General features: G+C 58.7%; 8 protein-coding genes. 1 reads left to right on the top strand and 7 read right to left on the bottom strand.

The genetic code is table 11. The features are described 5' to 3' along the window. Nucleotides 1-180: 180 nt before the first annotated feature. Entirely contained in the window at nt 181-2,703 is a 2,523-nt protein-coding gene (locus tag CO583_RS06395) for a TonB-dependent siderophore receptor (protein WP_043557805.1), read from the top strand. Nucleotides 2,704-2,719: 16 nt separating this feature from the next. On the opposite strand, the gene CO583_RS06400 is transcribed toward CO583_RS06395, so the two are convergent. The 7 genes from CO583_RS06400 to leuS form a co-directional block, all read right to left on the bottom strand. Next, nucleotides 2,720-3,403, bottom strand: a complete 684-nt coding sequence (locus CO583_RS06400; RefSeq protein ID WP_043558305.1) for a Fe2+-dependent dioxygenase — start codon at nt 3,401-3,403, stop codon at nt 2,720-2,722. Between the two features lie 145 nt (nt 3,404-3,548). After that, on the bottom strand, nt 3,549-5,924 hold the full coding sequence (locus tag CO583_RS06405) for a TonB-dependent siderophore receptor (protein ID WP_249103274.1): 2,376 nt from the start codon (nt 5,922-5,924) through the stop codon (nt 3,549-3,551). A gap of 341 nt (nt 5,925-6,265) precedes the next feature. Continuing rightward, nucleotides 6,266-8,647, bottom strand: coding sequence for a TonB-dependent siderophore receptor (locus tag CO583_RS06410; protein WP_081563396.1), 2,382 nt, complete (start codon nt 8,645-8,647; stop codon nt 6,266-6,268). 310 nt (nt 8,648-8,957) lie between these two features. After that, on the bottom strand, nt 8,958-11,318 hold the full coding sequence (locus CO583_RS06415; protein WP_248630630.1) for a TonB-dependent siderophore receptor: 2,361 nt from the start codon (nt 11,316-11,318) through the stop codon (nt 8,958-8,960). A 224-nt stretch (nt 11,319-11,542) separates the two neighbouring features. Continuing rightward, nucleotides 11,543-12,553 carry a DNA polymerase III subunit delta gene (holA, locus tag CO583_RS06420; RefSeq protein ID WP_081562687.1) on the bottom strand — a complete coding sequence of 337 codons (1,011 nt, stop codon included), beginning with the start codon at nt 12,551-12,553 and terminating at the stop codon, nt 11,543-11,545. Then, nucleotides 12,550-13,296, bottom strand: a complete 747-nt coding sequence (locus CO583_RS06425; RefSeq protein WP_227431506.1) for a hypothetical protein — start codon at nt 13,294-13,296, stop codon at nt 12,550-12,552. Before CO583_RS06425 ends, holA begins: the two co-directional genes overlap by 4 nt. Before the next feature lie 14 nt (nt 13,297-13,310). Continuing rightward, a complete protein-coding gene (gene leuS / locus CO583_RS06430; protein ID WP_249103276.1) occupies nt 13,311-15,926 on the bottom strand; it encodes a leucine--tRNA ligase in 2,616 nt (871 codons plus the stop codon). Between the last annotated feature and the right edge of the window lie 9 nt (nt 15,927-15,935).

The following is a 15,935-nucleotide window of genomic DNA, read 5'->3' on the forward strand; positions in this document are numbered from 1 at the left end:
ACGGCGCCTTTCATGCAACAGGTGCCCTGTCACACCCTCTATCCCATGGTCTTGAAGACGACTGTTCTATATCAGACAGGCGCATAGATGTTTCTATTTTTCACTATGAAGAATAGGGGTTTGCCCGGATGATCCCCCGTGTGCAAGGTCCTGCTTCACCTGCTGGAAAGTTGGTCTCTGATGCGTTCCCTGCCTCCTTCACGTCGCCTGACTACCCTCCCCTCCCTGCTTGGCATCGGGCTGGGCTGCATGACGGCTCTATCCTCCCAGGTCAAGGCGGCAACCAGAGACCAGACCATGGCACCGGCACAGGAAAAAATATCTGCCACAGGAAAGCCCAAACCCATCACCAGGCGGCAGGCCACCACCCCGTTGCGTCAGAAACACGTCCAGCAGGTGCCCGGCGGAACGGAAACACTCATCGTCACCGGGACACGGGAGATCGGGAAAAAGGCCCGTGATTCCATTGCACCCATTGATGTCGTCTCCAGCCGGCAGCTCACCAGTACCGGCCAGCCAACCCTGCGGGATGCCATGCAGCTCCTGCTGCCATCCCTCACCGTCCCCACAGGCGGCTTTGATGCAGGCGCCCTGACGGATTCCATCAGCCTGAGGGGACTGAGCTCCAATGAGACGCTGATCCTCGTCAATGGGCACAGGCGGCACACCACGGCCAACATCTATGCCGATTCCGGGCCGCAGCAGGGCACGACCCCGACCGACATCGACATGATCCCCCTCTCTGCCATCGATCACATCGAAGTGCTGCGAGATGGTGCCTCGGCCCAGTACGGATCGGATGCCATTGCCGGGGTGGTGAACATCATCCTCAAGAAGCAGGATCACGGACTGACGATCCGGTCCAACAGCGGCATCACAAGCAAGGGAGACGGCTACCAGCAGGGCATCTTCATTGATGGCGGGGCCTCCTTCGGGGAGGACCGTGGCTTCATCCATGTCAGTGGCGACCTCGTGCATCAGGACCACAGCTTCCGCTCCGGACCGGACAGCCGGACCGGAACAACCATCAACAAGATCCTGAGCCAGCCGGAACAGACCCGGGAGTCCGTAGCCATCAATGCAGGCTATGACATCACCAACACGCTCCAGCTCTACAGCACGGCCACCTATGCCCACCGCCATGCGGAGGCCTTCCAGAATTACCGTCTGCCCTCATCCCTTGCCAGCACACCCGGTTACGCCGCCATCTACCCGGACGGCTATTCCCCCCTCCAGACGCTGGAAGAAAATGATTTTGAAATCACGGCAGGGCTGAAAGGCCGTCTGGCAGGCTGGCACTGGGACCTGTCCAGCACGTACGGGCGGGATTTCGACAATATCGGCCTGAAGAATGACGCCAACAAGGCCCTTCCCGCCTCCGCCCTGCAAACCACCTACAACAGGGTGCAGGGCTTCAATGACACGCAGTGGAACAACGAGCTGAACCTGAACAGGAAGCTCAATCTGTCCTTCTGGCCCCACAGCATCAATCTCGCCGGAGGGGCCGGATACCGTTATGAAGCCTACTCCATTGCTGAAGGCTCCAGTGCCAGTACCTATGGCGGCGGCACCAGCCTGGCCCTCGCCGGAACAAGCCCCCGCAGTGCGGGCAACTCCAACCGTGACGTGGTCTCCGGTTATGTCGACATTTCCACCCATCTGACAAAGCACTGGCAGCTGGACATGGCCGGACGGTACGAACATTACACCGATGTCGGCAACACGCAGACCGGCAAGATTTCCACCCGTTATGACGTGTCAAGGAGGCTTGCCTTCCGGGGGACATTCAGCAACGGCTTCCACGCTCCCACACTGGCGCAGGAACATTATTCCGCCCTGACCCTCTCCCCGACCGTGGCCCGTGGGCTGGTGGCCGCCACCTCTCCCGGAGCCCTGGCCAGCGGGGCCCAGCGTCTGAAACCGGAGCAGAGCACGAATGTGGAAGGGGGCATCATTGCCGAACCCTTCAAAGGGCTGCATGTCACGACCGATTTCTACCAGATCGACCTGCGGGGCCGCATCCTGCCCGGGAACAACCTCTATGGTGTGGAAGCCGCCAACATTCTGGCAGCCAACGGCATCACCGACCTGCCCGCCAACATCACGAACAACAATCTGTCCACCCAGTGGTTTGCCAATGTGGCGAACACCCGCACGCAGGGCATGGACATGACCATCACCTACACCACGAAACTGCGCCACGCCGGGCGCATCAACTGGGATGCCGCCATCAACCTGAACCGCACCAGACTGCGCCATCAGGCGACCCGCAGCGACGGCACGCCGGTCCTCAACGCCCCCAGCCGGGCCTACATCACGACTGCGTATCCCCGCAGCAAGATCATCTTTGGTGGCACATGGGTATCCCCGGCGCATCGCTGGGCCGTTGCCCTGCATGAAATCCGGTACGGGCAGACGACCTCCGCCCTGACCTATTACCGGAACAACAATACCTCAACGGCCTCGACCACCAATTACCTCCAGTTCCATAACAGACCGAAATGGACGACCAATCTTTCGGTGACGTACAACATCAACAAAATCTGGAGTACAACACTGGGCGGGAACAACATCTTCGCCGCCTTCCCCAGCAAGGTGCCTCATGGCAACCGTTATCTGGGAGCCGCCAAATACTACCTGAGCACATCCCAGCTCGGCATCAATGGCGGCTACTATTATCTGGACGTGTCAGCCCACTTCTGAAAAGTGGGCCAGACGGTCACATCTCGGCCCATGTCCGCAGCAGGTTGTGATACACGTTGGTCAGCCGCAGGACCTCCGCATCCTTGGGGCCGTGGCTCTGGGTCAGGGCCATGATGCTCTGGTCAAGGTCGAACAGGATGGACCGGTGCTCCTGCGAGCGGATGACGGACTGCGCCCAGAAAAAAGACCCCCAGCGGCTGCCCCGTGTCACGGGAGTGACCGTATGCAGGGCCGTGGTGGGATAGACAATCATGTCCCCCGCAGGCAGGCGCACCCTCTTTTCCTCTGAAGGCCCATGAAGGACCAGCTCGCCCCCGTCATATTCATCAAGATCGGAAATGAAAAGCGTGCTGGACACGTCCGTACGGATGCGGTGCCCCGTACCGGGAATGGGCCGCAGGGCGTTATCGACATGCGCCCCGAAATTCATCCCCACATCATAACGGTTGAAGAGCGGCGGCACGAGACGCAGGGGCAGCACGGCACTGTTATAGAGCGGGTTCGTGCCCAGCTTGCGCAGGACAAACGTGGAGAGCTCCTTCCCCAGCGGGCTGTCTGGAGCGATCTGAAGATTGTTCTTCACACTGCCAGACTGTGACCCGGCTGTTCCCCGGCCATCCACCCATTCTCCCGCGGCCAGACGGGACCGCAGGTCAGCCAGCTCTTCTGCCGAGAGAACTCCCGGAATATGCAACATCATGAGATCATGCCTTTCAGGCAGGCCAGCAGCCTCGCCACCTACAGGAAAAGGAGCAGACAGACCTGCCTGCTCCATGTGAAACCTTCACACCATCATCCACCGGTTTCAAGACCGGACATGCAGAAGGCATGGCCGGCCCCGACACTCAGTAATCCATGGTCAGACGGCCAAGGAATGTCCGCCCCGGTGCGGGCGTGGCATAGCCGCTGAAGAGACTGTTGTAGTTCAGCCGATTGGCCAGATTGTACCCGTTGAGAGAGACCTGCCAGTGCCGCCCGAAATGATGGGAAATGACGGTGTCAAAATCCACATTGGCAGGCACTTTGGAGGTATTGTTGTTATCCAGATACACTTTCTGACGCCATGTCAGACCACCACCGATGGTGAAGTTCCACGGCGTACCGGGGAAGGCCTCATAGGCGGACCAGAGGGTCGCCTGATTGTGCGGCACGTACTGGATCTGGTTATGCATCCGCCCGCCACCATTGGAGGACGTCTTCGGGTCATACAGGGCGTAAGTGGCCGTGATGTTCCAGCCCGGCAGGATCATGCCACCAAGGGAGAGTTCCATGCCTTGGTTGCGCTGCTGGGCACCCGTGTTGATAGTGGAGTTGGAGACCGGGTCTGTCGTCAGGGCATTGCTCTTGTCCAGACGGAAAAGCGAGATGGTGGCCCCCAGGCGGTCATGCAGCAGACTGAACTTGCTGCCGACCTCATACAGGCGGGCACGCTGCGGGCGTGTATCCACGGTTCCCTTTGATCCCGGCCGGACCGGTATGGCCCCGCTGGTCACATACATGCCCGTCGGCGTGGTGGAGCTGGCATAGGTGAAATAGACCGTCTGCCACTTCGTCGGTGTCAGCACGAGGCTGGCCGTCGGGTTGAAGGTGTTGGTCGTCTGCGGGAAGCTCCTGTCCGGGTTGTTCGGCAGTTCGGACAGGCCGGACGTCCGGTAGTTGCTCTGCCAACGGTCCCAGCGGAACCCGCCCTTGATGGACGCCCAGTTCGTCAGCCATATCTGGTCATACAGGAAAATACCCGTGTCGAACCCATACCCGCGGCTGTTCGGCTTCTTGCCGATACCGGCAATGTTGGGCATGGAATTGGCCTGTGCGGAAACACGGCGCACCATCGCATCCGGCACATTGTGCGGGTCTGGATACAGCATGTTGGCGGTCGGCACCGCCTTTGTGAGGGAAGCCCCCTCATAGGTGTCCTGATGACGGGAATCATGGACATATTCCATGTCAAACCCTGTCACGACCTGATGCCTCAGAAAACCTGTCTTGAAGTCGGCCTGCAAGGAGGCGACGTCCTGGAAAGACCAGCTGTTTTGCTTGTAAGGCAGCGGCACGCTCCCGTTGGTATTGCGGGTGATCACACCGGCACCGTAATTGCCACTGTTCAGCGCATTGACGCACTTCGTGCCGCACTGCACCTTGGAGGCCTCAAAGTCACGGCTGTACTCACCGAAGCGCAGATCATTGTGGAATGTCAGATGATCGTTGAAGATGTGCTTCAGGCGCAGCGTCTCCATCGTGTCATCGGTATGATTATGGTCCTGCTGCTTGCCGTACCAGTTCTGCCGGGGCACGCCATATTCCGAGATCGGCCGCCCATAGGCGGACCCACGGGCCTTGACGACCGGCATCCCGTAATCCGGGATGCTGTTGTCCGTCTCATGCATCACCTGAAGCACGACGGTCGTCTTCGTCCCCAGTCCGAAGGCTACGGATGGCGCAATGCCCCAGCGATGATCCCAGACATGGTCCCGCCCGACCACATTGTTGGACGCCCCCAGCCCTTCCAGACGGAAGGCCGTGGTGTCGTTGATCCGCTTGTTCACATCCACCGTGCCACGGAAATAATCCGCTGACCCGCCACTGAAATCCACGTTGTAATGGTCGTTGACCGTCGGCGTCTTCGTCACGACATTGATGGCACCACCGGTCGTTCCGTTACCGAAAACCTGTGAGGACGGCCCCTTGATGACATTGACGGAATCATAGTTGAAGCTGTCACGGGAATAGACGCCGAAGTCCCGCAGGCCATCTTCGTAGATGTCATTCTGTGCCGGGAACCCACGGATGAGAAACTGGTCCCCGTTGAGACCACCGGCCCCTTCCCCGACGGAAGCCGTGATGCCGGGGACGTTGCGCAGGGCCTCATCCAGAGACTTCGCATTCTGCTGCTTGATCAGTTCCCGGGGAACGACATCAATGGTCTGCGGCGTGTGCATGACATCCTGCGGCATACGTCCCATGTCGTTGCCTGCATGCATCGTGTTGAACGGATGACCGATGACATGGATACGCTCCACCTGCGTTGCCTGCACACCATCCTGTGCCGCCCGGGATGCAGATGTTCCGGCTGTTGTCTGTTCCGCATGTGTTCCATCTGATGTGGCAACGCCATCCTGATGCAGGGCTGTTGTGTCAGCAGCATAGGCCCCCCCAGCGACACCACCCAGTGTCAGGACAGCCGAAGCCGGCTTGAGGCATTGATGGATAAAACGACTCATACAAAGGTGCTCCACATCAGGGTAATACGACCTCCACCAAGGAGAGACACCTTCCATAGATGATAATTATTCTCAGTTTCAAACCATAAAAATCATACCAAATCGTTTACAGATAAGATTGTGTCTTAATTGCCACAATATGACACACCATTACCATAATGGCTGTTTCCTGCTGTTTTTCAGCATGTTGCTACCTCCACTCCCATGTCGTGAACAGGTATTGCCGATTATTTCTTAGAACTGACAGGATAAACCGAACACAAAAACAAGAGCCCGTTCCCCAGCCCCAATGCGGAGCCATACCTTCAGGCCGGACAGTATGTCCGGCCTGAAAAAACAGCTCAGTAATCCATGGTCAGACGGCCAAGGAATGTCCGCCCCGGTGCAGGGGTAGAATAGCCACTGAAGAGCGTGTTGTAGTTCAGCCGGTTGGCCAGATTGTATCCGTTGAGAGAGACCTGCCAGTGCCGCCCGAAATGATGGGAAATAACGGTGTCAAAATCCACGTTGGCGGGCACCTTGGAGGTATTGTTGTTATCCAGATACACACCCTGCCGCCATGTCAGCCCCCCACCGATCGTGAAGTTCCATGGCAGGTTGGGGAAGGCCTCATAAGCGGACCAGAGAGTCGCCTGATTATGCGGCACGTACTGGATCTGATTATGCATAGGCCCGCCATTGTTGGAAGATGTTTTCGGATCATACAGCGCATAAGTAGCTGTGATGTTCCAACCCGTCAGGATCATCCCCCCGAGGGAGAGTTCCATGCCCTGGTTGCGCTGCTGGGCCCCCGTGTTGATGGTGGAGTTGGAGACCGGGTCTGTCGTCAGGGCATTGTCCTTGTCCAGACGGAAGAGCGAGATGGTGGCCCCCAGGCGGTCATGCAGCAGGCTGAACTTGCTGCCGACCTCATACAGGCGGGCATGCTGTGGCCGGTTATCCACCGTTCCTCCATTCTTGCCCGGCCGGACCGGCACGGCCCCGCTGGTCACATACATGCCCGTTGGTGTGGTGGAGCTGGCATAGGTGAAATAGATCGTCTGCCAGCTGGTCGGTGTCAGCACGAGGCTGGCCGTCGGGTTGAAGGTATTCTTCGTCTGCGGGAAACGCTTGTCCTCATTCGGGACGGGGCGGTTTTTCTCATTCAGGGTCGTCTCTGGCCCACCTGTTACGGTGTACCCACTCTGCCAGCGGTCCCAACGGAACCCGCCCTTGATGGACGCCCAGTTTGTCAGCCAGATCTGGTCATACAGGAAGATGCCCGTATCAAACCCATAACCATGATTGTCCGGCTTTCTGCCCAGCCCGGCAATGTACGGCATGCTCTTCGGATTCTCCCCTCCCGGCACACGACGGGCCTGTGCATCCGTTACCTCATGCGGATTGGGATAGAGCAGATTGGCCGCAGGAATGGTCCCGGCATAGACGTCCTGATGACGGGAATCATGGACATATTCCATGTCAAACCCTGTCACGACCTGATGCCGGAGAGACCATGTCTTGAAGTCGGCCTGCAGGGACGCAACGTCCTGGAAGGACCAGCTGTTCTGCTTGTAGGGCAGCGGCACACTGTTGCCCGGCGTCGTGCGATTGACCAGCCCCTTGCCAAAATCACCGCCATTGATCGCATCAATACAGCCAGCCCGGCACACGACCTTCGAAGCTTCAAAATTACGGCTGTATTCACCGAAACGCAGATCATTGTGGAAGGTGAAATGCCGATTGAAAACATGCTTCAGCCGCAATGTTTCCATCGTGTCGTCGGTGTGATTATGGTCCTGCTGCTTGCCAAAGAAATTGTGCCGCGGCACGCCATATTCAGACAAAGGCCGCCCATAAGCCGACCACTTTGTCTTGATGACCGGCATCCCGAAATCTGGCACGCTGTTATCTGTCTGGTGCATCACCTGAAGAACAACGGTCGTCTTCGTCCCCAGCCCAAAGGCCACGGAAGGCGCAATGCCCCAGCGATGATCCCAGACATGGTCCCGACCCACCACATTGTTGGACGCTCCCATGCCTTCCAGACGGAAGGCCGTCCTGTTATTGATGGTCTTGTTCACATCCACCGTGCCACGGAAATAATCCGCTGACCCGCCACTGAAATCCACGTTGTAATGGTCATTGGCCATCGGCGTCTTCGTCACGACATTGATGGCGCCGCCAGTCGTTCCGTTACCGAAAACCTGTGAAGACGGCCCCTTGATGACATTGACGGAATCATAATTGAAGCTGTCACGAGCGTAGACACCGAAGTCCCGCAGGCCATCTTCGTAGATGTCATTCTGTGCCGGGAACCCACGGATGAGAAACTGGTCCCCATTCAGGCCGCCAGCCCCTTCCCCGACGGAAGCCGTGATGCCGGGGACATTGCGCAGGGCCTCATCCAGAGACTTCACGTTCTGCTGCTTGATCAGTTCCCGAGGGACGACATCAATGGTCTGCGGCGTGTGCATGACATCCTGCGGCAGACGCCCCATGTCGTTGCCTGCATGCATCGTGTTGAACGGATGACCGATGACATGGATGCGCTCCACCTGCGTCGCCTGCACGCCCTGCGTCTGGGCATCATTGACAGAAGGCGCTGGTGTCGTCGTTTCCTGCCCTGTTGGCGTGCTTTCTTCCTGATGGGAGGCAGAAGCAGCCAAAGCCCCCCCTGCCATGCTCCCTAAAGTCAGCACCGCTGAGACCGGTTTTAGACATTGATGGATAAAACGACTCATGGAAACAACCTTTGTCCTGAAAGGGTCACGCACATCCCCAGCGGGATAGCCGCTCATAAATGCGACTAATTCTTAATTTTAACTTTAAGAAATTGTTGTCCTTTGCAGAAATTTGATAAATGTGTCGTAAAAAACACATTTATTTTAATCTTTTGTTTATTATCTATAAGACAGACACAGTTCCTCTCATGATTTTTGTTAATATTTAAACAATTAAATATTAACCATTGCGATCTCCCATAAAAAAACTGCGCCTTCCCAAACGGGAAAGGCGCAGAATCCAGCAGATGATCCGTGTCTGAAGGGTAGATCAGTAATCCATGCTCAACCGCCCAAGGAAGGCCCGCCCCGGAGCCGGTGTTACCCGGTTCGTGAAGAGTGAGTTGTAGTTGAGACGGTTGGACAGGTTGTAGGCATTCAACGACACGACCCAGTGCCGGTTGATGCGGTGCGAGATGTAGGAATCGAACTCCACGTTGGCGGGCACCTTCGCCGTGTTGGCAAGGTTCAGATACACGCCCTGCCGCCATGTCAGCCCCCCACCGATGGTGAAGTTCCAGAGCTTGCCGGGAAAGGCTTCATAAGCAGACCACAGCGTCGCCTGATTGTGCGGCACGTACTGGATGTTCCGGCCATGATTGGGACCGGACATCACCCGCGGGTCATACAGGGCATATGTGGCCGTCACGTTCCAGCCCGGCAGGATCATGCCTCCCAGGGACAGTTCCAGCCCCTGGTTGCGTTCCTTCACACCCGTGGCCAGTACCTGCCCGGCGACCGGGTCCGTCGTCAGGGCATTGCTCTTGTCCAGCCGGAAGAGCGAGATCGTGGCCCCGAGACGGTCATGCAGCAGGCTCATCTTGGACCCCACCTCATAGAGCTGGGAGCGTTCAGGCTGGGTGGCCACCTGCCCGTTCACGGGGCGGATCGGCAGGGCACCGTTGGTCACATACATGCCCATCGGCGTCGTGGAGCTTGCATAGGTGAAGTAGAAGGTCTGCCAGCTGTTGGGCGTGATCAGCAGGCTGGCCGTCGGATTGATGACGCCCTTCGTGTCATGATAATCCAGTGCCGCAGACGGCGCCTTGCCCAACGGGCCACGGGCCGCCGCACTCTCCTGCCCGTCCGCTCCCCATGTCCTGTACATGGTCTGCCAGCGGTCCCAGCGCAGCCCACCCTTGGCGGACAGCCACTTGGTGAACCAGATCTGGTCATACAGGAAAAGACCCGTATCGAATCCATAGCCACGGGAATCCGGCCGCCCCAGACTGTAATTGGTGTTCTTCCAGCAGTTTCCGGAATCCGCCCGGCAGGTCGCATAACCATAAGCGTCACGCTGCGGATGGTAGGTGTTCTGCCACGGAATGGCCCGGTGGGCACCCACGGCATCATACGCATACTGGCGACGGGAATCCTGCACATATTCCATGTCGAATCCCGTCACGACCTGATGGCGCATGAATCCCGTATTGAAGTCCGCCTGCAGGGAGGCCACGTCCTGAAAGGACCAGCTGGACTGCTTGTACGGCATCGGCCCGCCATTGAGGCCCACACCGGCAGCCGGATCGACCTTCTTGTACCCCGGATTGTATATCTGCATCTCGGAGCAGGACGCGTTGGCACATTGCGGCGTGGAGGCCGCAAAGTCCCGGCTGTATTCACCGAAGCGCAGGTCATTGTGGAACGTGAAATGACGGTTGAAGACATGCTTCAGCCGCAATGTCTCCATCGTGTCATCGCTGTTGTCATGGTCCTGCGTCTTGCCGTACCAGTTGCCCCGGCGCACGCCGAGAGACGACTGCTCCGTGATGGGATGGCCCTTGACGACCGGCACGCCATAATCCGGCACGTTGCGGGAGGTCTGGTGCATCACCTGCAACACGACCGTCGTTTTCGTGCCGATACCAAAAGCGATGGACGGCGCAATACCCCAGCGGTGGGAATAGGCGTAATCACGCCCCACCACATCATTGGAATTCCCCATACCCTCCAGACGGAAGGCCGAGGTATCCCCGATGCGTTTGTTCACATCCACCGTGCCACGGTAGAAATTCCCCGACCCACCACTGAAATCGGCTCCGTAATGATCCTTCAGTGTCGGGGTTTTGGTGATGATATTGATGGCCCCACCTGTCGTTCCGTTACCGAACACCTCGGAGGACGGCCCCTTGATGACATTGACGGAATCCTGAAAGAAACTGTCACGGGTATAAACCCCAAAATCCCGCAAACCATCTTCATAAATGTCATTTTGCGCCGGGAAGCCACGGATGAGGAACTGGTCGCCACTCATTCCTCCAGCCCCTTCCCCCACGGAAGAGGTGATGCCGGGAACATTCTTCAGGGCTTCCTCGAGCGATTTTGCATTCTGCTGCTTGATGAGCTCCCGGGGAACGACATCGATCGTCTGGGCCGTGTGCATGACATCCTGCGGCATCCGGCCCATGTCGTTGCTGGCATGCATCGTGTTGAACGGGTGGCCGATGACATGAATCTGCTCGACCCCCTTGGCCTGAATTCCTCTGGAATCATCTGTTCCATCTGCAGGAGACGTTACATCCTGGGCAACCCTGTTTGCCGCTCCCGGCTCTGCATGGGCACTCCCTACAACACCCCCCATTGTCAGAACTGCAGATAACGGCCTGAGACCACTACGGATGAAACGACTCATATATACCACCAGAAAAACAACATTATTCAGAAGCCGTTCTAGGTGATAATAATTATCATTATATAATAAAGTTTAATTTAAAGATCGGACACACACCCTCCCTCACCAACAGAAGAATGGCAGGAAACTCATGTTTTTTCTAAAAAAAGCAGATGGGAACAGTCAATGAAACCAGTCACAGAGGAACAGTGAAAGGTATATCCTATTATAGGAATTAATTTATTTTATTCCCGATCAAAAGACCGGGGATGACACAGCCTGACAAGGTGACGGCGACAGAGCAGATCATCCGGGGCCCCGCTCTGCTTGCAGGCCAGCTCCAGCTCCTGCGTTGCCTCCGCTGCCTGGGAGAGAGCAACCTGAGACCAGCGCCTCATGCCCGCCAGAAAAGCATCCTTGTGACGAAAAAAGACAGGTGGCTTCAGGGCAGCCATGGCCTCCTGCCGGGACTGTCCCTCCTGCACCAGAAAAAACGCCCGCTGGAAGCGCTCCAGCACGGACAGTGTCACACGGGCAAAAGCAACAGGGCTGGCCCCATCCCCCATGGCCCGCTCAAACGCCCGGTCAGCCTCCAGCCGGTTCCCCGCCAGGGCCGCATACACCGCATCATCAAGGGACGCCTGCCCCGAATCCCCCACGCAGGCCTGGACGTCATCAACGGTCAGGGTGCTACCCGGCTCACCGTAAAGACGCAGTTTTTCCACTTCACTACGGACCAGCGTCCGATCATGCCCCAGATGACCGAGCAGCCACGCCATGCCATCACGATCCAGCCGGATATCATCTTCCGCCAGAATATCGCTCACCGTCCGGGCAAGGTTGCGCCCTTCCTCCGGATAACACCCGATGGACGCCACCTGCCTGTGTTTTTCTGCAAACTGCCGCAGCTTGGAGCGACTTCCCAATCCCGGCCCTTCCAGAACGACCAATGTATCGCTCTGATGCTCCAGAAGGGATTTCAGCTGGCCAAGAGCGCCATCCTGCACACCACGCAACCAGACAGCACGCCGCCCCCCTGTCAGGGACAGGGCCAGAGCCTCCTCCTCCAGCCTGTCCTGCTCTTCCGCTTCCAGCCGGGCCAGACGAAACGGGTCATCCAGATCATCCAGTATGGTCTGGACAGCCTCCCTCGCCCGCTCACGGATCAACCCGCCATCATCTCCGTGGAGAAGAATCACACGCCAGCTGCCAGCCTCCTTCAGAGTCTGCCTGGCAGCCTGCGTCTTGATCTTCACAGACCGTTATCCTCTTCGTCCTCCAGATTCCGGCTGTCCTCACCCGTCCATGTGGAGGCGTTGTTGCTGCTGCGCCCCGTTGCATTGGCTGGGAAGCCATCAACACCAATATAGCGCATGTCCGTCCGCTGCGTGCCGGGCAGACGGTCCAGATAGGGATCACGCCCCGGACGGATGGACTTCTCCTCTCCCAGAGACTGATGCGCCCGGAACCAGACAGCCACCTGCATGGTGATGTCATGCGCCAGGCTTTCCCCGATCCGTTTGTAAAGCGTTTCGTTATTGAGCGTCTGGGCAAAATACTGCTCAATGTTCATGTTGAAGCCGTCCAGAGTGCGGGCATAGCCCCGTGCCAGCACCTTGCTGGTATCCCCGACACGATAAAGCCGCCAGTCAGCCCAGCCAACACCACGGGTACGACCCGAGGTATTGTCCTGATGGATATCGATCGACTCCAGAGAAGCCGTGGCATTCACACGCAGGATGTACCCCTCCGGCCGTTCGGGCCCATCCCCCGCCATTTCCTTTTGCAGGCCAAGGCGCAGCTCCTGCCCGAAACGGGTCGGAATGTTCGCTACATAAACATCCTTCAGCTGGGCATTGACGGCAGCATCCTTCTGCCCAGCCTGCCTGCCATAAAGTGGCTGGAAACCACACGCTCCCAGACTGGCAAGCCCGACCCCGGCCAGCAGGATGCCAAGGCCCCGGCGAGCCACTTTCTTCATCCGGGAGTTTCCGTTCATCCAGCCTCTCCCGCTCAGCCCGCTACCACAAAATTGACGATCCGGTTCGGCACATGGATCTCCTTGACGACCCGTTTGCCTTCCAGCGCTTTCGCCACATTCGGCTCGGCCCTGGCCTGTGCCAGCACAGTCTCCTTCGCCTCATCAGGGGCGCAGGTGATCGTACCACGCAGCTTGCCCAGCACCTGCACGGCAATGGTCACCTTCTTCACCGCCAGCAGGCTCTCATCCGCTTCCGGCCAGCTCCGCTCCACCACCATCGGGCCTTCCGGCTCCAGCAGCAGCATCAGCTCCTCGGCCAGATGCGGCATCATGGGAGAAACCAGCATGGCCAGAACATGGGCGGCCTCACGGCGGGCGGCAGGCAGGCCCTCACCATCCCGGCCCTCAGCCTCACCCAGCGCAGAGGACAGCTCATGCAAACGGGCCACGGCCACATTCGGCGTGAACCCTTCCAGAGCCTCCGTCACGGCGGCAATGGTGCGGTGCGTCACCTGCCGCAGCTCCTCCCCGGCAGCCCCGTGGGCGGCATCCGCTCCATCCCTTGCCGCAACGGTCTGAACCTGCCGGTAGAGACGCTGCATGAAGCGCCCGGACGCTGCCACACCAGCTGCTGTCCATTCCATGTCACGCTCCGGCGGGCTGTCGGACAGGACAAACCAGCGGGCCGTGTCGGCACCGTAACGTTCAATGATCTCCACCGGAGACACCGTGTTGCGCTTGGACTTGGACATCTTCTCCGAACGTCCGACCGTCACGGGATTGCCGTTGTCCTTGCGGACCACCTGATCCCCACGCTGCTCGACCTCATCCGGGTACAGCCACTGGGTACCATCCCGGTAGCTCTCATGCGTGACCATGCCCTGCGTGAACAGCCCGGCAAATGGCTCGCTGACATCCAGATGTCCCGTCTTCTTCATCGCCCGGGTGAAGAACCGGGCATAAAGCAGATGGAGGATGGCGTGCTCGATACCGCCGATATACTGGTCCACGGCCAACCAGCCATCAGCCGCCTTGCGATCAGTTGGCGTTGCGGCCTTTGGTGCCGTGAAACGGGCGAAATACCATGAGCTGTCCACGAACGTGTCGCAGGTATCGGTCTCACGCCGTGCAGCTGCACCGCATTTCGGGCAGGAGACGTGCTTCCATGTCGGATGGTGATCCAGCGGATTGCCCGGCCTGTCAAACGTGACATCCTCCGGCAGCGTCACCGGCAACTGATCTTCCGGCACAGGGACAGCACCGCAGGACTCGCAATAAATGATGGGAATCGGGCAGCCCCAATACCGCTGACGGGAAATGCCCCAGTCCCGCAGGCGCCAGTTGGTCACGCCACGGCCAACGCCCAACTCTTCCACCCGCTCGATGGCAGCCCGGATGGCCTCTTTCGTACTCTTCCCGCTCAGGAAGCCGGAATTGTAGAGCGTGGCCTCACCCGTAACAGCCTTCTTGCCGACGCTGAAGCTGGCTTCCTCTTCCCCTGCAGGCAGCAGGACGGAAGGAACGTCCAGTCCATATTTGCGGGCAAAGTCCAGATCACGCTGGTCGCCACAGGGGCAACCGAACACTGCACCCGTGCCATATTCCGTCAGCACGAAATTGGCGATCCAGACCGGAGCCGTCTGTTCCGGGTTCAGCGGATTCACCACACGCAGCCCGGTATCGAAACCACGCTTCTCCATCGTGCTCAGGGCTTCTTCAGACGTGCCAACACGCTGACATTCTTCAATGAAGCCCTGCGCTTCCGGGTTGTCCGCCGCAATCCTGCGGGCCAGCGGGTGATCCGCCGCAATACCGATGAAGCTCAGACCGAACAGCGTGTCAGGCCGTGTGGTGAAGACCTCGATGGAATCCTCATCCACGTCATAACCCTGCGGCGGGTTATGCAGGCTGAAACGGACCCGGGCCCCCTCGGAACGGCCAATCCAGCGCTCCTGCATGGTGCGGACACGCTCCGGCCACTTGTCCAGCTCCTTCAGCCCCTCCAGCAGGGGCTCGGCAAAATCAGTGATCTTGAGGAACCACTGGGAGAGCGTCTTCTTCTCCACCAGCGCACCGGACCGCCAGCCACGGCCATCAACCACCTGCTCGTTGGCCAGCACGGTCTGGTCCACCGGGTCCCAGTTGACGGACGAATCACGTCGTTCCACCAGCCCGGCAGCCAGCATGTCGAGGAACAGCTTCTGCTGCTGGCCGTAATAGTCTGGCAGACAGGTCGCAATCTCACGCTTCCAGTCCAGCGAGAAACCGAGCCGCTGAAGCGTCCCCCGCATGGTGGCGATGTTCTGGAGGGTCCATTTGCCCGGATGAACGCCCCGCTCCCGTGCGGCATTTTCTGCCGGCAGCCCGAAAGCATCCCAGCCCATCGGGTGCAGCACGGCATAGCCACGGGCACGCTTGTACCGGGCCACCACATCGCCCAGCGTGTAATTGCGCACATGCCCGACATGCAGCTGCCCAGACGGATAGGGGAACATCTCCAGCACGTAATATTTCGGTCTGTCGGCCGGGGGCACGTCCGGCACATGGAAGATGTCGGCCTCCGCCCACCGGGCCTGCCAGTGAGGCTCACGGGCGTGGAAGTCGAAACTGGAGGAGTCAGAAACGTTGCTGGCTGTCATGTCACTCATCGGATTATG

This window comes from Parasaccharibacter sp. TMW2.1882 (genome assembly GCF_023337635.1).
In the GTDB taxonomy this organism is placed as follows: domain Bacteria; phylum Pseudomonadota; class Alphaproteobacteria; order Acetobacterales; family Acetobacteraceae; genus Bombella; species Bombella apis.

Coding starts and splice junctions, on each gene's coding strand:
- CO583_RS06415 (WP_248630630.1), bottom strand. CDS start 11,318: ATGAGTCGTTTCATCCGTAGTGGTCTCAGGCCGTTATCTGCAGTTCTG.
- CO583_RS06405 (WP_249103274.1), bottom strand. CDS start 5,924: ATGAGTCGTTTTATCCATCAATGCCTCAAGCCGGCTTCGGCTGTCCTG.
- CO583_RS06395 (WP_043557805.1), top strand. CDS start 181: ATGCGTTCCCTGCCTCCTTCACGTCGCCTGACTACCCTCCCCTCCCTG.
- CO583_RS06410 (WP_081563396.1), bottom strand. CDS start 8,647: ATGAGTCGTTTTATCCATCAATGTCTAAAACCGGTCTCAGCGGTGCTG.
- leuS (WP_249103276.1), bottom strand. CDS start 15,926: ATGAGTGACATGACAGCCAGCAACGTTTCTGACTCCTCCAGTTTCGAC.
- CO583_RS06400 (WP_043558305.1), bottom strand. CDS start 3,403: ATGATGTTGCATATTCCGGGAGTTCTCTCGGCAGAAGAGCTGGCTGAC.
- CO583_RS06425 (WP_227431506.1), bottom strand. CDS start 13,296: ATGAACGGAAACTCCCGGATGAAGAAAGTGGCTCGCCGGGGCCTTGGC.